General features: G+C 72.1%; 14 protein-coding genes. 6 read left to right on the plus strand and 8 right to left on the minus strand.

Annotated features, from left to right (window positions below; all coding sequences use genetic code 11):
- Nucleotides 1–74: 74 nt before the first annotated feature.
- Together DSY14_RS03800 and DSY14_RS03805 are read left to right on the plus strand one after the other, a co-directional pair.
- Entirely contained in the window at nucleotides 75–1,358 is a 1,284-nt protein-coding gene (locus tag DSY14_RS03800; protein ID WP_211715021.1) for an isochorismate synthase MenF, read from the plus strand.
- A gap of 57 nt (nucleotides 1,359–1,415) precedes the next feature.
- Entirely contained in the window at nucleotides 1,416–1,865 is a 450-nt protein-coding gene (locus DSY14_RS03805; protein WP_211715022.1) for a GNAT family N-acetyltransferase, read from the plus strand.
- A 138-nt stretch (nucleotides 1,866–2,003) separates the two neighbouring features.
- Here DSY14_RS03805 and DSY14_RS03810 read toward each other — a convergent pair whose 3' ends face one another.
- The 4 genes from DSY14_RS03810 to DSY14_RS03825 all read right to left on the minus strand — a co-directional run bounded on the left by DSY14_RS03810 (nucleotide 2,004) and on the right by DSY14_RS03825 (nucleotide 7,379).
- On the minus strand, nucleotides 2,004–4,028 hold the full coding sequence (locus DSY14_RS03810; protein ID WP_211715023.1) for a PhoX family phosphatase: 2,025 nt from the start codon (nucleotides 4,026–4,028) through the stop codon (nucleotides 2,004–2,006).
- A gap of 416 nt (nucleotides 4,029–4,444) precedes the next feature.
- A complete protein-coding gene (locus DSY14_RS03815) occupies nucleotides 4,445–5,275 on the minus strand; it encodes an ABC transporter ATP-binding protein (RefSeq protein ID WP_211715024.1) in 831 nt (276 codons plus the stop codon).
- On the minus strand, nucleotides 5,272–6,345 hold the full coding sequence (locus DSY14_RS03820; protein ID WP_211715025.1) for an iron chelate uptake ABC transporter family permease subunit: 1,074 nt from the start codon (nucleotides 6,343–6,345) through the stop codon (nucleotides 5,272–5,274). The genes DSY14_RS03815 and DSY14_RS03820 overlap by 4 nt, the downstream gene beginning before the upstream one ends.
- Entirely contained in the window at nucleotides 6,342–7,379 is a 1,038-nt protein-coding gene (locus DSY14_RS03825; protein ID WP_307851120.1) for an iron ABC transporter permease, read from the minus strand. The genes DSY14_RS03820 and DSY14_RS03825 overlap by 4 nt, the downstream gene beginning before the upstream one ends.
- A 154-nt stretch (nucleotides 7,380–7,533) precedes the next feature.
- On the opposite strand from DSY14_RS03825, the gene DSY14_RS03830 reads away from it, so the two are divergent.
- Nucleotides 7,534–8,547 carry an iron-siderophore ABC transporter substrate-binding protein gene (locus DSY14_RS03830; protein WP_211715026.1) on the plus strand — a complete coding sequence of 338 codons (1,014 nt, stop codon included), beginning with the start codon at nucleotides 7,534–7,536 and terminating at the stop codon, nucleotides 8,545–8,547.
- A 315-nt stretch (nucleotides 8,548–8,862) separates the two neighbouring features.
- Here the strand turns inward: DSY14_RS03830 and menD are convergent, their stop codons facing one another.
- The 3 genes from menD to menB form a co-directional block, all read right to left on the minus strand.
- Complete coding sequence (menD, locus tag DSY14_RS03835) at nucleotides 8,863–10,584, minus strand: 2-succinyl-5-enolpyruvyl-6-hydroxy-3-cyclohexene-1-carboxylic-acid synthase (protein ID WP_211715027.1); 1,722 nt, start codon at nucleotides 10,582–10,584, stop codon at nucleotides 8,863–8,865.
- A gap of 250 nt (nucleotides 10,585–10,834) precedes the next feature.
- The gene (locus tag DSY14_RS03840; RefSeq protein WP_211715028.1) at nucleotides 10,835–11,815 is read right to left on the minus strand and encodes an o-succinylbenzoate synthase; all 981 of its coding nucleotides are present in this window, start codon (nucleotides 11,813–11,815) and stop codon (nucleotides 10,835–10,837) included.
- On the minus strand, nucleotides 11,812–12,651 hold the full coding sequence (gene menB / locus DSY14_RS03845; RefSeq protein ID WP_211715029.1) for a 1,4-dihydroxy-2-naphthoyl-CoA synthase: 840 nt from the start codon (nucleotides 12,649–12,651) through the stop codon (nucleotides 11,812–11,814). The genes DSY14_RS03840 and menB overlap by 4 nt, the downstream gene beginning before the upstream one ends.
- A 181-nt stretch (nucleotides 12,652–12,832) precedes the next feature.
- On the opposite strand from menB, the gene DSY14_RS03850 reads away from it, so the two are divergent.
- From DSY14_RS03850 to DSY14_RS03860, 3 genes are all read left to right on the plus strand, one after another.
- A complete protein-coding gene (locus DSY14_RS03850) occupies nucleotides 12,833–14,083 on the plus strand; it encodes an AMP-binding protein (protein ID WP_211715030.1) in 1,251 nt (416 codons plus the stop codon).
- A gap of 601 nt (nucleotides 14,084–14,684) precedes the next feature.
- Nucleotides 14,685–16,094, plus strand: a complete 1,410-nt coding sequence (locus tag DSY14_RS03855; RefSeq protein ID WP_211715031.1) for an RNA polymerase sigma factor — start codon at nucleotides 14,685–14,687, stop codon at nucleotides 16,092–16,094.
- A 153-nt stretch (nucleotides 16,095–16,247) separates the two neighbouring features.
- Nucleotides 16,248–16,598: a hypothetical protein gene (locus DSY14_RS03860; RefSeq protein WP_211715032.1), complete on the plus strand. Its 351-nt coding sequence runs from the start codon at nucleotides 16,248–16,250 to the stop codon at nucleotides 16,596–16,598.
- Nucleotides 16,599–16,723: 125 nt separating this feature from the next.
- Here the strand turns inward: DSY14_RS03860 and DSY14_RS03865 are convergent.
- Nucleotides 16,724–17,132: hypothetical protein (locus DSY14_RS03865; protein ID WP_249187285.1), on the minus strand; the 409-nt coding region annotated here is incomplete at its 5' end.

The raw sequence follows: 17,132 nt of genomic DNA on the forward strand, positions 1-17,132 counted from the left end.
GACCTCCGGTGAGCAGCCCACCTGCGACGCACCGGGGACACGACCCGCCGAGCGAGGTTCTAGACTCGAATCCCGTGAACGCCGCGCAGAACCCACCCAAACTGTTCGTCCGCACCGTCCCGCTGGCCGACCGGGCCGACAGTCCGGTCCGGCGCCTGCCGGAGGCCGCGCCCCTGGCCTGGTTGACCGAGGACGAGGGACTCGTGGGCTGGGGCGAGGCGGCGCGCATGGAGCCCGAGGTCGCCCCCGAGGGCACCGCGCCCACCGACAACACGCGCATCGGGCGGGCGGCCCGCTGGTTCGGCGCCCTGCTCGACAACGCCGAGGTGGAGGACGAGGTGCGTCTGCCGGGCACCGGCCCGATCACCTTCGGCACCTTCACCTTCGCGCCCACCTCCCCCGGTTCGGCGCTCGTCGTGCCCCGGGTGCTCGTGGGCAGACGCGCGGGCCGCACCTGGTTGACCACCATCACGGACACACCCGGGGAGGACCCCGAGGAACTGCTGCGCCCCACCACCGATCCGCGTCCGGTGGGGCCCCTGACGTGGCACCCCGGTTCCCTCTCCCCCGCACAGTGGATGGACGTGATCGCCGGGACGGTCGCGCGCATCCGCGCGGGCGAGCTCGACAAGGCCGTGCTGGCCCGTGACGCCCACGCCGAGGCCCGGGAGCCGCTGGACGTGCGTGTGCTGTTGGAACGCCTGCGCACCCGCTTCCCCGACTGCTTCACCTTCTCCGTGGACGGGATGGTCGGTGCCACCCCCGAGCTCCTGCTGCGCATGGAGGGCAGCGAGTTCACCTCCCTGGTGTTGGCCGGGACCCGCCCCCGCGGCGAGGACGAGGAGTCCGACCGGCGCCTGGGCCGGGAGATGATGAACGCGGCCAAGGACGTGGAGGAGCACGGCCTGGCCGTGGACTCCCTGCGCACCGCCATGGAGCCGCTGGCCGAGGAGCTCACCGTCCCGTCCCGGCCGCATCTGCTCCGGCTCGCCAACGTCCAGCACCTGGCCACGCGGGCGCACGCGCGACTGGCCCCGGGGGTGTCGGCCCTGGACGCCGTGGCGGCGCTGCACCCCACCGCCGCCGTGGGCGGGACCCCCACCGAGGCCGCCATGCGCCACATCGCCCGGGTCGAGGGCATGGACCGGGGCGGTTACGCGGGTCCGGTGGGTTGGCTGGACGGCGCGGGCAACGCCGAATGGGGGATCGCGCTGCGCAGCGCCCGCGTGGACGGACACCGCGCGCGCCTGTACGCGGGCGGCGGCATCGTCGCCGGATCCGATCCCGAGGCGGAACTGGCCGAGACCGAGTCCAAGTTCCGGGTGATGCGCGAGGCCCTCACCGACCCCGAGGACTGAGCCTCGCGGCACGGGTGGGAAACAGTCCGGAAACACCGTGCGGTTACCGTCACGGCCATGCACATCGAGTTCGTGACCTGGGAGGACCCCGACGGGGTCGCCCTGCGCGCCCGGCAGCGGGCGGAGATCGCCGAGCGCTACGGCACCCCCGACTCCGAGCCGGGCACCCCGCCCTCGGCCGCCGACATCACGGTGTTCGTCGTGGCCCGTGACGCCTCCGGCACCGCCGTGGCGTGCGGTGGACTGCGCGATCTGGGCGACCACAGCGGGGAGGTCAAGCGCATGTACGTGCTTCCCGCACACCGTGGGTCGGGCGCGGCCGCCCGGGTGTTGGCGGCGCTGGAGGAGCGGGCCCGTTCCCTGGGCTGGAGGCGGCTGCTGTTGGAGACCGGGGACCGCCAACCCGACGCGGTGCGGTTCTACACCAAGCACCGGTACACGCCGGTGCCGGCCTTCGGCGCCTACGCGGACGCCCCTTCCTCCCTGTACCTGGGGCGGGAACTGTAGGGCTCGCCGCGCCTGCGCGGCTCCCGCCGGAGCCACCGCATTCGGGGCGGCATGGGGACGCGAACCGGCCCCGGTCCTCCCCCACGACGGAGGGACCGGGGCCGGTGGTCTGGTCCGGGCCGGGGCTCGGAGCGGGGATCAGGCGCCGACGTCGCGGCCGCCCTTGTGCCAGGCGCACACCACCGACGGGCGCGGGAAGTCACCGTCGGGCCACACGCTGGTGGGCTGCTCGACCGTGCCGTTCTCGCCGGGGTGCTGCGGCGCGAGGAACACCGTCTTCTGGTCCTCGGTGATGAGCGGACCGCAGGTCTCGGCCTCGACCGGGACGGTGGCGAAGGTCCGCAGTTCACCGCGGAAGCGACCCTCCACCGGCATCACGTGCAGGGCGTCGTTGGTCTCCAGGCTGCTGGGCTGGCCGTCGGTGGAGATCCACAGGTTGCCGTGCTTGTCGAAGGCCAGGTTGTCGGGGGCCGAGACCGGCATGACCTTGGACTTGTCGTAGCCGGCGTAGTACGTGGAGTCGTCCTCCGGGTCACCGCAGACCAACGGCACGATCCAGGCGAAGGTGGTGGCCGCCGAGTCCGCGCCGTCCTCGATGATCTCCAGGACGTGCCCGAACTTGTTGGGACCGCGCGGGTTGGGCTCGTCGGCCTGACCCGGTTCGCGGGAGCTGTTGTTGGTGAGCGCGCAGTAGACCTTGCCGGTGACCGGGCTGGGCTCGACGTCCTCGGGGCGGTCCATCTTGGTGGCGCCGACCGTGTCCGCGGCCAGACGGGTGTGGATCAGCACCTCGGCCACGGAGAAGCCCGCGACGAAGCTCTCGGTGTCGCTGCACAGCGGGATCCACGCGCCGGTGCCGTCGAACTCGCCGTCGGAGGGCAGCGTGCCGGTGCCGTCGATCTCCTCGGCCGGGCTGTTGCCCTCCAGGTGGGCCACGTACAGGGTGCCGGTGTCCAGCAACGTCATGTTGTGCTTGTGCGAGCCCTCGACGTACTTCTTGTCGCTGACGAACTTGTACAGGTAGTCGAAGCGCTCGTCGTCGCCCATGTAGGCGGCCACACGTCCGTCCTCGGTGAGGTTGACGTTGGCGCCCTCGTGCTTGAAGCGACCGAGCATGGTGCGCTTGACCGGGGTGGAGTCGGGGTCGTGCGGGTCGATCTCCACGATGTACCCGAAACGGTGGGCCTCGTTGGGGTGTCGGGCGAGGTCGAAACGCTCGTCGACCCGGTCCCAGCGCCGGCCCGAGTAGTCGGTGGGGAACCCGTACCGGGCGTACTCCTCGGTGTCGGGCGCGCCGACGAAGTACTGGTTGAAGTTCTCCTCGCCGCTGAGGATGGTGCCCCAGGGGGTCATGCCACCGGCGCAGTTGTTGAGCATGCCCAGGACCCGAACGCCCTCGGGGTCGGCCTCGGTGCGCAGCAGTGCGTGTCCGGCCGCGGGGCCGGCGACCCGGAAGGCGGTCTCGGGGGTGATGCGTCGGTTGAAGGAGCGCTCGCCCTCGGTGATCAGTCTCCACTGGCCGGTGCCGTCGACCCGTTCCAGCTCCACCACCGAACCGCCGTGCGCGGCCATCGCCACCCGGATCCACTCCGGGTCGGCCGCGGCGCCGTCGGTGTAGCCGGCGAACATGATCTCTTCGTTGGTGTACTCGTGGTTGACCCACAGCAGACCGTGGTCGTCGTCGAGGGTGAAGAACCCGACGTAGTCGCAGTTGTAGCCGAACTGCCGGGCCTGGGCCTCACCGGTCTGGTTCGCGAAGTCGAACTCCGGGGCGTCGGGCAGCACCGGGTCGCCCCAGCGGATGATGACGTGGTGGTCGTAGCCCTCGGGGACCGAGACCTCGTCGCGGGTGTTGGGCAGCACGCTCTTGAACGTGGGGCGCGGCGACGGGTGGGGGCGGTCGGGGTTCCGGTCCGCGGCGGCCGGGCTCATGGCCGCCCAGCCCAGCGCACCGGCGCCGGAACCGACCACGGCACCCTTCAGGGCGGTGCGGCGGGAGAGCACGCCCTGGAAGATGTCACCGAAGTAGGGGTTGTCGCTCTTGTTGGGGGCGGGGTGGAAGCAGGCGTTGCCACACCGGTACAGGCAGGTCTTCGCTGATCGACCACCACCGACACCGCCGATCAGCGGCAGAAGGCGGCGGCGGGGCGCGGATTCGGGCACGCGTTCTCCTCGGAATTCGTGACTGCTCCGCGCTCCCGAGGGGGCTGCGGGGCTCCGCTCGGGGGCGCGGAGTGGTGCGGGCAGTGGGTCCTGCCGGTCGCTCTCGACCTTGGCCGAGGTTCCACACGTCGGGGTGAAACCCGGGTGAACGCCCTGACAACTCCCTTACACGGCCGTGGTCATCCCACGCTGGGGCATTGTGCGAACACTCACCGTTGGACCTCTTGGTGATACTCGCCTACCCATGCCGCGTCGTCCAGAAGCCTCGCCCTGGTGACATGGGTCACTTTCTCGTGATCACGCCGTGTACGCGCCGTTTCCGTCGACGCGTCGAGCGAGCGGAGTCTCCCGACCGGGCCGGAGCCGCTCTTCACGCACGCCGTGGGGTCGCACCCACCCCCGGAGCACCGGCTCGATCACACGCCGCCTCCGGCACGACCGACGGGGACGATGAGCGGACCGCCGGTGACCGGGTCGACGGCGACCACCGCCTCCAGGTCGAAGGTCGCGCGCAGCAGGTCCGGGGTGAAGACCTCGGCCGGTGTTCCGGAGGCCACCACACGTCCGTCCCGCATGGCGATGACCGTGTCGGCGTAGCGCGCCGCCAGGTTGAGGTCGTGCAGGACCATCACGATCGTCCGGCCGCCCTCCCGGTGCAGCTCGCGGACCAGATCCAGCACGTCCACCTGATGCACCAGGTCCAGGAAGGTGGTGGGCTCGTCCAACAGCAGCAGGTCGGTGCCCTGGGCCAGGACCATGGAGATCCACGCCCGTTGCCGTTGGCCTCCGGACAGCTCCTGCAACGGGGTGTCGGCCAACTCCAGCAGACCCGTGCGCGCCAGGGCCCGCGACACCGCCTCGTGGTCGTCGCCCGACCACTGCCGGTACCAACGCTGGGCGGGGTGGCGTCCACGGCCGACCAGGTCGGCCACGGTCAGCCCGTCGGGCGCGGTGGGCTGCTGGGGCAGCACGCCCAGCGCACGGGCGACCTCTCGGGTGGGGGTGCGGTGGATGTCGCGCCCGTCCAGCTCCACCAGACCGGCGTGCGGACGCATGAGTCGGCCCAGCGCCCGCAGCAGGGTGGACTTGCCGCAGCCGTTGGGGCCGACCACACAGGTGACGGTGCCCTCGACGATGTCGGTGTCCAAACGGTCGACGATGACACGTTCGTCGTAGGCCAGGGTGAGTCCGCGCGCGCTCAGGCGGTGGCGCGCGGCCGCGGCGGGACGGGTGTGTTCGGTGGTCACGCGTGGGTCCTTCGGTTGCCGCGGGCGAGGAGGTGGATGAGATAGAGGGCGCCCAGGCAGCCGGTGACGACACCGACCGGCAGCGGAACCGTGAAGAGGGTGCGCGCCACCAGGTCGGCGACACCCACCATGACGGCCCCCACCAGCGCCGAGAGCAGCACCGGGGGGCGGGCCGCGCGCCCCAGCCGCAGAGCGATCTGGGGTGCCGCCAGCGACACGAACAGGATCGGACCCGCGGCGGAGGTGCCGAAGGCCGCCAACAGCACGGCAAGGACCAGCAGGCCAGTGCGCGCCCGTTCCAGTCGGACCCCCCACGCGCGCACCACGTCGTCACCGAAGGCCAGCGCGTCCAGGGTGCGCGAGCCGACCAGGGCCAGGGGCAGCAGGATCGCGAGGGCGATCGCGACGGGGACCGCGTTCACCCAGGTGCGCATCGACAGGGATCCGGCGATCCACACCATGGCCCGACCGGTGTCGGAGACCTCCCCCAGCGTGAGCATCCACAGAGTCAGGTTCATCAGGATGGTGGACACCCCGACGCCCACCAACAGCAGCCGGAGGCCGTCCAGTCCGTGGCGTCGCGCCAGGCCGTAACAGAGCGCCCCGGCCGCGAGCCCGCCGGCCAGGGCGACCACGGGCACGCCGACCCGGGCGAGACCCCCGCCGAGGATGCCGTAGCCGCCGCCGACCGCCATCATCGCCACCACGGCCGCACTCGCCCCGTGGGTGACCCCGAGCAGGTCGGGACTGGCCAGCGGGTTGCGCATGATGGTCTGGGTGATGGCCCCGGCCGCGGCCAGGGCGGCACCGGCCAGCAACCCCACCACCACACGCGGCATGCGCACCCGCCAGATGGTGAAGTGATCGTCGTAGGTGGCGCCGATGACGTTGGCCCACACCCGATCGGGAGGGACCAACACGTCCCCGACGGACAGGTTCAGCGCCACCGACGCCACCAGGCCCACCAGCAGGGCGGAGCCGACCACCACCAGGCGGGGCCGCAGACGCAACGCCACCGGGCCCGCACCGACCGTTCGACGCGGGGAGAGGCGGTTCCGTGTGAGGGTCATAGCGTGAACAGCTTCCGACGGCGGACGACGTGGAGGAAGAAGGGGGCTCCCACCAGGGCCAGGACCACCCCGACCTGGAGTTCGCCGGGTGGGGCGAGGAACCGGCCGAGCACGTCGGCGGTCAGGAGCAGCACGGCGCCCATGAGCGCGGAGTAGGGCAACAGCAGCCGGTGGTCGGCGCCGACGATCCCCCGCGCCAGGTGCGGCACGATGAGGCCCACGAACGCGATGGGCCCGCAGGCCGCCACGGTGATGCCCGTGAGCAGGGTGATGGCGACCAGGCCGACCACACGTTCACGCCCCACCCGGTAGCCCAGGGCGCGGGCGGTGTCCTCTCCCAAGGCCAGGGCGTTGAGGGCGCGGGCGTTGGCCAGGGCCAACACCGTGCCCACGGCGACCACCGGCAGCATCTGCGGGATGATCGAGGGATCGCGCCCCACCAGCGAGCCCACCCGCCAGAACCGGAAGTTCTCCATGGTGGACTGGTCGAGCAGTACCAGCCCCGAGGTGACCGAGTAGGCCAGCCAGCTCACCGCCGTCCCGGCCAGGGCCAACGTCACCGGGGTGGGACCTCGACCGGGGACCGCGGCCACCGCGTAGACCAGCACCACGGCCACGCTCGCTCCGGCGAACGCGAACCAGGCCTGGGCGTGCAGGGCGGTGACCCCGAACAGGGCGATGCCCAGCACCACGAACAGGGCGGCGCCGAAGGTGACGCCGAGGATGCTCGGGTCCCCCAGCGGGTTGCGGGTGTGACCCTGCATGAGGGCACCGCCCAACCCCAGCGAGACCCCGGCCGCCAGGCCGAGCACGGTGCGCGGTACCCGGATCTCGTTGACGATGACGTCGGCCTCGGCCCCCGCGGTGGAAGTGAGCGCGAGCCAGACGGCGCCGGGGTCCAGGGTGCGCGCGCCCACCAGCACACTGGCGGCCAGAGCCGCCATCAGGGCCAGGACGAGCAGCAGCAGTCCGACCAGCCTGCGCGAACGTCGGGCCGCCACCGCGCCACCGCGGTGCCCGGTCGCTCGGGTCACACGGCCCCCTCTCACGACAGAGGCCAGGCAGACCTAACTTAGGTTTGCCTAGCCACACTCGAATGGCCTAAGTTTGCCACGTCCCGCACCGGGACGTCATCTTCGCGGTGTTCGCGCACGTGACACCGATCCGTACCGTTCGGGAGCCCCCACCATGACGCCCCACGCCCGCCCGACGCGCACCGGCCTCACCGCGTTGGCGGCCGCCTCCACCCTGTTGCTCGCCGCCTGCGGCGCGAGCGGCCCCGACACCGAGACCACCGACGACGGCTCCGCGGGCGAGGGCTTTCCCCTCACCGTCGAGCACGCACTGGGTTCCACCGAGGTCCCCGCCGCCCCCGCCCGGATCCTGCCGCTGGACTTCACCTACGTGGACGCCACCCTGGCCTTGGGCGGAACCGTGGTGGGCTACACCCAGGTGGCCGAGAACCAGGACGCGCTGCCCGCCTACCTGTCCGAGAGCGACTGGAACACCGGTGACGCCTCCGAGGCCACGTCCGTGGGGTTGTTGTGGGAGATCAGCCCCGAACTGGTCGCCCAGGTCGAACCCGACCTCATCCTGTCGGCGAAGGTGCGGCACGGCGACGGCTACGACCAGTTGTCCGAGGTCGCGCCCACGGTGATGTCCACCGACACCGGTGACTCCTGGAAGGAGAACCTGCTCCTGACGGGCGAGGCCATGGGCCAGGTGGAGGAGGCCGAACGGCTGGTCACCGAGTTCGAGGAGCGGGCCGCCGCCATCGGCGAGGAGATCGCCGCGGCCGACGACGGCGACCCGCCGAGCGTCTCGGTCGTGCGGTTCGCCGGCGACGCCGAGGGTGTGCGCCTGTACAGCCGGCACTCCTACATCGGGGTGATCCTGGACGACGTGGGCCTGCCCGCGAGCGAGAACACCGACACCGAGACCGAGGAGATCGCGACCTACCACAGCCCCGAACGGCTGCTGGACCTGGACGCCGAGCACATCCTCGTCGCCACCTACGACGACGGTGAGGGCGAGGTGGACGAGGCCAAGGAGCAGTACGTCACCAACCCGTTGTGGGAGCAGTTGGAGGGCGAGAAGACCGAGGTCGACGACGACCACTGGATGTCCGGCGTGGGCCTGATCTCCGCGCACCGGGTCCTCGACGACATCGCCGCCACCTTCGAGGTCGACCCCCGGCGGTGAGCCGGCACCGGGGTCGGTGCGGGCGGAGGCGGCTCCGCCTCGGAACGGGGTGGTGGCCGGCGGGAGGACCGGCGGGACGAGACCCGCGGAACAAGGACCACTGCGCCCCGTCGGCCACCCCCATGGCCACGACTCCGTCGACGCCACGGGGCCTCCCCCGGCGAGGGCCGGCGCCCGACCGGCCCAGGTGTACACGCCTCCGTGACCGCGCGGAGGTGCCGTGCCCCTGATCGCGCGGACGGCGAGTCCGCACACGAGGCGGGCAGACACCGGAGTCCGGCGTCTGCCCGCCTCGTGTGCGCGTGTCGGCCTCGGTCAGCCCTGGTGGGCCACGGCGGCGTCCACGGCGTCCTGGAGTCGACGGCGCAGTGCCGCGCTGCCGGCGCGGGTGGTGCGCACCTCGACGATGCGCAGACCTTCGCCCAGCAGCGCCTTGGGCAGGTCGGTGGCCCACTCCACACGGGTGTAGGGCAGGTCCGCCACGGCCGCCACCCGCTCCATGGACACCCCGTGCGGGGTACCGAACACCCGCTCGAAGTCCGGGTGACCGGCCTGCTCCAGACCGGAGAAGATCCCGCCGCCGTCGTTGTTGACCACCACGATCGCCAGGTCCGGGCGGGGCTCGCCCGGACCGATGATCAGACCGTTCTGGTCGTGCAGCAGGGCCAGGTCGCCGAGCAGCGCGTAGGCGGGCGCGTCGCTCTCCCTCTGGTGCGCCAGGGCCGCGCCGATGGCCGTGGACACAGTGCCGTCGATGCCGCTCACCCCGCGGTTGCCCACCAGCCGCACCCCGCAGCGGGCGTGCATGGTGGCGTCGAGGTCCCGAATCGGCATGCTGGCCCCGGCGAAGAGCAGCGCACCGGCCGCCGGTTGCGCGACCAGGTCTCTGGCCAGACGCGGCTCGGACAGGGTCTCCTCGGCGTCCAGCACCCCGTCGACGACCCGCCGGGCGGCGTCCTCGGCGCGCTCCCAGGACAGCGACCACGCCGTACGTTCCGGGGCCCGCCCGCCCACCCCGGCGGGCGGTGCGACGGCGGCGACCACGTCGGTGGCGGTCCGGGCCGGGTCGGAGAAGTCGTCGGGCAGGCTCGCCCGCGCGTCGCCCACGGAGGCGGCGGTCACCACCACGTGGCGTGCGGCGCGACGCAGGTAGGCGAGGACCTGACGGGACAGGTTGGGCCGGCCCACGCTCACCACCAGTTCGGGGGTGTGCGCGTCGGCGAAACCCGGCGCGGCCAGCAACTGCCGGTAGGTGGAGATCGCGCCGGCGCGACGGGCGTTGGAGGTCGGTTCGGCCAACAGCGGCCACCCGGTCAGTTCGGACAGAGCCAGGAACGGTACCGGGTCGTAGTCGCCGTCGCCGCAAACGATGACGCCGCGCTCGACGTCGGGCAGCACGTACGGGGCGGGTTCGTCGTGCGGGCCGGGCCGCGAGATCCAGGGACGACCGTCGGGGCGACCGTCCAGGGGCGCGGTCCAGGTGGATCCGTCGCCGGCGGTCTGGTCGGGGGTGAGCGGGTCGCGGAAGGCCACGTTGAGGTGGACCGGGCCGGGACGCCCGCCCAGAGCCGCGGCCCAGGCGCGACAGGTCAGCGAACGCCAGTAGGCGACCATGCCGGGCGCGGGGTCGGGGGTTCCGACCTCGGTGAACATGCGCACCGCGCCGCCGTAGAGGCCGATCTGGTCCACCGTCTGGTTGGCGCCGGTACCGCGCAGCTCCGGGGGGCGGTCGGCGGTCAGGACCAACAGCGGCACGCCGCTCTCGTCGGCCTCCATGACCGCGGGGTGGAAGTTGGCGGCGGCGGTGCCGGAGGTGCACACGACCGCCACGGGGCGTCGGGAGGCCCGGGCCAGGCCCAGGGCGAGGAAGGAGGCCGAACGTTCGTCCACGCGCACGTGGACGCGGATCCCGGGGTGTGCGACCAGGGCCAGCGCGAGGGGTGTCGAGCGCGACCCGGGCGCGACGACGGCCTCGACCAGCCCGCAACGGGCCAGTTCGTCGACGAGGACCCGCGCCAGGGCGGTAGACGGATTCATGCAGAGTCTTTCGTTCGTCAAGGTATCGACCAAGTATCACCGCGCGGTCGGACCGCACCACACGGTGCCCCTCACTCCGACGGCCACGCTCCCACGTGCGCCCGCGCCTCCCGGCACCCTTCCAGTGAACCCGGTTCGGGCGCTCAGGGCGACCGAACCGGGCTGTGATCTGATGCCCACCCGACCTCGGGCCCCCGCGACCGGAACGTCAACGCAGGTCGAAGACGAGGTCGTGGGCGCCCCATCCGGGTCAGGACGACGTCACGGCCGCCGCCGCGCGGGCGCGTTCCCGCCAGGCCGAGGCGTCGACCTCCACCGCGGTCAGCGCCTCCTCGTCCACGTGGACCGGCCGGACCGGGAGGGACCCGTCCTCGGGCAGGAGCGGTGCGGTGGTGACGTCGGCGGTCAACATCTGCATGGTGGCCAGACCGCAGGCGTAGGGAAGTTCGGGGAGCGCCGCCGCCAGGGCCACACCCGCGGCCAGACCCACCGAGCTCTCGACGGCGCTGGAGACCACGACCGGCAGGCCGCAGGCCTCGGCCACGCGCAACGCGGCCCGCACCCCACCCAGGGGCTGGACCTTGAGCACCACGATGTCGGCGGCCTCGGCGGCGCGCACCCGCAGCGGGTCCTCGGCTCGGCGGATGGACTCGTCGGCGGCCACCGGCACGTCCACGCGACGACGCACCGCCCCCAGTTCCTCCAGGGTCGCGCAGGGCTGTTCGACGTACTCCAGGTCGAACCGGTCGAGCTCGCGGACCATCCGCACGGCCGTGTCCACGTCCCAGGCGCCGTTGGCGTCGACCCGTACCCGCCCGGAGGGCCCGATGGCGGAGCGCACGGCCTCGATCCTGGCCAGGTCCTCGCTCGGGTCCTGGCCCTTCTCGGCGACCTTGACCTTGGCGGTGGCGCACCCTCCGGCGGCCACGATCGCGGCGGCGCGTTCGGGATCCACCGCGGGCACGGTCACGTTGACCGGGACCCGATCGCGCACCGGGTCGGGCCACCCCTGGTCGGCGGCCTCACGGCAGGCGGCCCACCAGCGCGAGGCCTCACGCGGCCCGTACTCGGCGAAGGGCGAGAACTCACCCCACCCGGCGGGACCGCGCACCAGCAACCCTTCGCGGACGGTGATGCCGCGGAAACGGTGGCGCAGACCGATCGCGAAGGCCCGGCCCCGGGAGGAATCCCCCGTCGGGCCGGGCTCCTCGTGCGTGCGGGAGGTGGTCACGGGCGACGCGGGAACTTGTCGAACTCCGGGCGACGCTTCTCCTTGAAGGCGTCGCGGCCCTCCTGGGCCTCCTCGCTCATGTAGTAGAGCATGGTGGCGTCACCGGCGAACTGCTGCATGCCCGCCGCGCCGTCGCTGACGGCGTTGATGGCACCCTTGAGCATGCGCAGGGCCAGCGGCGACTTGTCCAGCATCTCGCGGGCCCACTGCACGGTCTCCTTCTCCAGGTCGGCCAGGGGCACGACCGAGTTGACCATGCCCATGTCCTGGGCCTCCCGGGCGCTGTACTGGCGGCACAGGTACCAGATCTCGCGGGCCTTCTTCAGGCCGACGGTCTCGGCCAGCAGCCAGGCGCCGTAACCGCCGTCGAAGGAGCCGACCTTGGGGCCGGTCTGCCCGAACTTGGCGTTGTCGGCGGCGATCGTGAGGTCGCAGCAGACCTGGAGGACGTTGCCACCGCCGATGGACCAGCCGGCGACCATGCAGATCACGGGCTTGGGCAGACGGCGGATCTGCACCTGCAGGTCCAGCACGTTGAGGCGGCCGATGCCCTGACGGGCCACGGCGTCGTCGCCGATGTAACCGTCGTCGCCGCGGATCTTCTGGTCACCGCCGGAGCAGAACGCCTGGTCGCCGGCGCCGGTGAAGATGATCACACCGACCTCGGAGTCGTCGCGGGCGATGCCGAACGCCGTCTGGAGCTCGAACAGCGTCTGCGGGCGGAAGGCGTTGTGCCGCTCGGGCCGGTTGATCGTGATCTTGGCGATGCCCTCCGCGGTCTCGTAGATGATGTCGGAATACTCGCCCGACCGCTGCCAGTCGATCACGCTGCTCACGGCTCTACTTCTCCCTCACGCGGAACTCTTGGGGCACCCGGACGCGAAGGGCCGTCAGACCCCGGCGTCCGCGCGTCGATCCTACGCATTCTGCCAGGCGGGCCGCGACGCGCGGGCACGCCCCCGCCTCCCGTGCGCCGACGGGCCGAGCGTCGGGCCGGCGGGCGTACGCTGGTGCACCGTGGCAGCAGTCGAAGAGCACCGATCCGCGTCCCCGCTCGTCCCGGGCGGACGCGCCCTCCAGGCCGTCCGCGGGCTGCCCCCCGAGGACCTGGAGCGGAGACTGGGGGCGGCCCTGGAGGGCACCGGACCCGCGCTGCTGCCCCTCCCCGACGGCACCCCCGACGCCCGTGTCGCCGAACTCCTCGCCTCCCTGCGCCCCTCCTCACTGCGCACCCCCGAGGGGGTCGTCCCCCTCGACGGTGGCGCGCCGGTGGGGCTCGACGCGGCACTGGTCGTCACCACCTCGGGTTCCACCGGCGCTCCCAAGGGAGTGGAACTGTCCGCCTCCGCCCTGCTGGCGTCGGCGCGCGCCTCCGTGGCCCGGATCGGCGCCCGCCCCGGTGACACTTGGTCCTGCGTACTGCCGGCCGGGCACATCTCCGGGATCCAGGTGATGACGCGCGCCCACGTCACCGGGGCCAGGGCGGTGCACTCCGCCTTCGACGTGGACACCCTCGTCGGGGAGGCCGCAGGTCGTCGTCCCCACATCTCGTTGGTCCCCACACAACTGCGTCGTCTCCTGTCCGCCGACGTCGACCTGTCGGTGTTCGGCACGATCCTGCTCGGTGGCGCGGCCGCCGAACCCGACCTGCTGGCTCGGGCCCGTGCCGCGGGCGGCCGGGTCGTCACCACCTATGGCATGAGCGAGACCTGCGGCGGTTGCGTGTACGACGGCGCTCCGTTGGACGGGGTCCGCGTGCGGATCGACGCGGAGGAGACGGGGGGCCCGGGACGGATCCTGCTCGGCGGTCCGACCCTGCTCACCGCCTACCGGACCGCACCCGGGGCGAGCGCGGATCCGCACGCCCTGACCGAGGACGCGTCCGGGCTGCGGTGGCTGCGCACCAACGATCTGGGCCGAAGGGACGCCGACGGCCGCCTCCACGTCCTGGGCCGGATGGACGAGGTGATCAACACCGGTGGTCACAAGGTGGTCCCCGGCCAGGTCAACGCGCTTCTGAGCGGACATCCGAAGGTCGCCGAGTCGGTGGTGGTGGGCCGACCCGACGCCGAATGGGGGGAACGGGTGTGCGCGGTCGTGGTGCCCGTGGACCCGACCGATCCGCCCGCGCTGGAGGAGCTGCGGTCGCATGTGCGTGAGCGGCTGCCGGCCTACGCGGCGCCGCGGGAACTGGACGTGCGCGCGGTGCTGCCGATGCTGGCCTCGGGCAAACCGGATCTGAGGGAACTGCGCCGGCCCGCGCGTTGAGCCGGTGGTCCGACGCGGCCGACGGCGCGCGCCCGCGCGGCCTCGGACCGGGGCCTCGGAGGCCCTCGGGGAATCGGCCCGGGGAAACCGGCGTTACCGGTGTGGTCCGAACCCGTGGGACCCTGGCGGCAGCGGGCGTCCACCCCAACGCCGTGGCCACCCGCCGTCACGGGTCGACCGGGCAGGCCACCGCCCCTTCCCGGCCCTCTCGGACACGGTCGTCGCGACCGGACCCGAAAAGGTGGGGAACTTCCCAAAGCTCCCTGGCGTCTACCTGAGTATCCGGTCTCTTCGGTCCCTGGCCCCAAGGAGGTCCGCAGTTGGCGACAGCCCTAGGTCCACCCATGCGCGTCTACGCGGCCTCTCTCATGCCGGGACGATCCCGCACGCCGGTCTCCGAGGGCCGACGTGAAGCCGCCTCTCTTACCCGCACGAGCGCACTCACCGCCACTCGCGGCTCAGTGATCTATGCCACCCTCCCCGATATCCAATCGAGACAGGGAACATTTGACTCGCCGACACGTTGGACATATTGGCACGTCCAGTCGGCGGTAACCCTCCGCCACGTGCCACACGTCTTGGAAGGGAGGGATGTGCCCCGATGACGAGCACTGCCCTAGCAGCCTCCGGCCACTCGGCCCAGGCCCCCACCGGCGCCGCTCCGACACAGGCCACCGAGGCCGGCGCGGCCCTGACCGACCTGCTCGCCCAGGGACGTGCTCAAGGACATCTGTCCCTCTCCGAACTACGTACCGCTTTCTCCGCGGCCGGAGTCACCTCCAGTGACGGCCGCTCCATCCTGCGTGAACTCACCGACAACGGAGTCCGGCTCGCCAACGGGGGCGAGGACTCCGCGATGGTGGCCGACCCTGACGCCGAGGACGACGTGCTGGAAAACACTCTCATCGCGACGGTGCCCGACACCGACGAGGCACCCAAGGCCGCATCCGGCAAGGTCGCATCGCGCAAGGGCCCCTCCACCCGGAGGAAGGCCCGCTCCACGCGACGCGCCAAGAAGACCGAGACCACCCAGGCCACCACCGACCCGGAGACCGGTGAGGCCGACCTCGACGACCAGTCGCCCGCCATGGGCGACTCGGTCCACACCTACCTCAAGGCGATCGGGCGGCGGCAGCTGCTCACCGCCGAGCAGGAGGTGGACCTGGCCAAGCGTGTCGAGGCCGGACTCTACGCCGAGTACCGGCTCGGGCAGCACGGCCAGATCGACGAGACCGCCGAGATGGCCGAGGTCGAGCGCGAAGAGCTCGAATGGGTGGCCGAGGACGGCCGCAAGGCCAAGTCCCACATGCTCGAGGCCAACCTGCGCCTGGTGGTGTCGGTGGCCAAGAAGTACAGCGACCGGGGGATGTCGCTGCTGGACGTGGTCCAGGAAGGCAACCTCGGCCTCATCCGCGCCGTGGAGAAGTTCGACTACACCAAGGGCTTCAAGTTCTCCACCTACGCCATGTGGTGGATCCGGCAGGCGATCCAGCGCGGGTTCGCCGACTCGGCGCGCACGATCCGACTGCCCGTGCACGTGCTGGAACTCCTCAGCAAGGTGAGCCGCCTGGAGCGCGACATGCACCAGGCGCTGGGCCGCGAGCCCACGCCCGAGGAGCTGGGCCTGGAGCTGGACAAGACCCCGGCCCAGATCGAGGAGCTGCTGCGCGTCACCCGCCAGCCCATCAGCCTCGACTCGACCATCGGTGAGGACGGCGAGACCCGCATCGGTGACCTGATCGAGGACGTGGACGCCTCGGAGGCCTCCGAGGTGGTCGACCGCCAGCTCATGGCCGACCAGCTGCGCAACGCGCTCTCCGACCTGGAGCCGCGGGAGGCGACCATCATGTCGCTGCGGTTCGGACTGATGGACGGGCGTCCGCGCACCCTGGACGAGATCGGCAAGCACCTGGGACTGACCCGCGAGCGCATCCGGCAGCTGGAGAAGCAGTCGCTGTCGAAGCTGCGCCACCCGAGCCGGGCCCAGCAGCTGCTGGACTTCGCGAGCTAGCGACCGCACACGCGCACGGGGTCGCCCTCCACATCGGAGGGCGGCCCCGTCGTCGTACGGACCCCCGATCCCGGGTCGGGGGCGACCCCGAATTCCCCCTGATGCGGCCCCGCCATCGGGTGACGACGGGTGTCGTGGTGCGAGTATGGCGCCATGACCGAGAACCCCCCGAAGGACAGGGACGAGGTCGCCGCCGCGTTACGCGCGAGCCGCGAGCTGGGACCCGAGTACGACGAGGCGATCGCCGCCGCCTTGGTGGACCGGGTCGACGACACCATCGATGAGCGTGTCCGGCACCACGTGGCCCGTCAGGGGCAGCGCGACGACGTTCCCCGGGGACTTCCGCCCACCAACGTGCGCATGGTCCTGTCGATCGTGTGCCTGGGGTTGGCGCTCCCCCTCACCGCCGTCGCCGGCCACATGGCGGGGGGAGGCGGTGTGTTCGTCACCTGGATGGGGTTGATCGTCTTCTACCTGGTCTCGGTCGGCGGCCTGCGCCGCTGAGACGCCCCGCGCCGCACCGCACCGCGCCTCCACCGGAAACGGGGCGGGGACCGTTCGGTCCCCGCCCCGTGCGCGGTGTGGTGTCCCCGTGCGACGGCACTCGGCGCGCCGCCGTCCCGGGTCGATCAGAAGCCGCAGGCCCCGAGGATCATGTCGTGCGTGTCCGCGGTCCACTCCAGGGCCTCGGTGAGGCCGGCCTCGTCGCCGTTGTCCAGTTCCCACAGGACGGCGTCGACGGCGTCGAACCGCTCGATGGCGTCCTCGCGCACGTCACCGCTCGCCGCCTCCTCAAGCCGCTGCACATCGTCCAGGTGGGCGGCCAACTCGTCGGCGTGCTGGTCCTGGTAGGGCACCCCGTCGACGAGGATGTCCTGTTCGATGCTGGACGCGGCCATGTCGACCGCTTCGATGTGGGACTGGATGTCGGCGCAGGCCGCGTCGATCTCGGCCCGGTTGCCCGAACAGGCGGTCAGCGCCAGCGGAAGGGCCAGGGCTCCGGCGGTCAGGGTCAGGACACGGGGGATGCTTCGGGGG

The organism is Nocardiopsis sp. MG754419, from assembly GCF_018207095.1.
GTDB lineage: Bacteria > Actinomycetota > Actinomycetes > Streptosporangiales > Streptosporangiaceae > Nocardiopsis.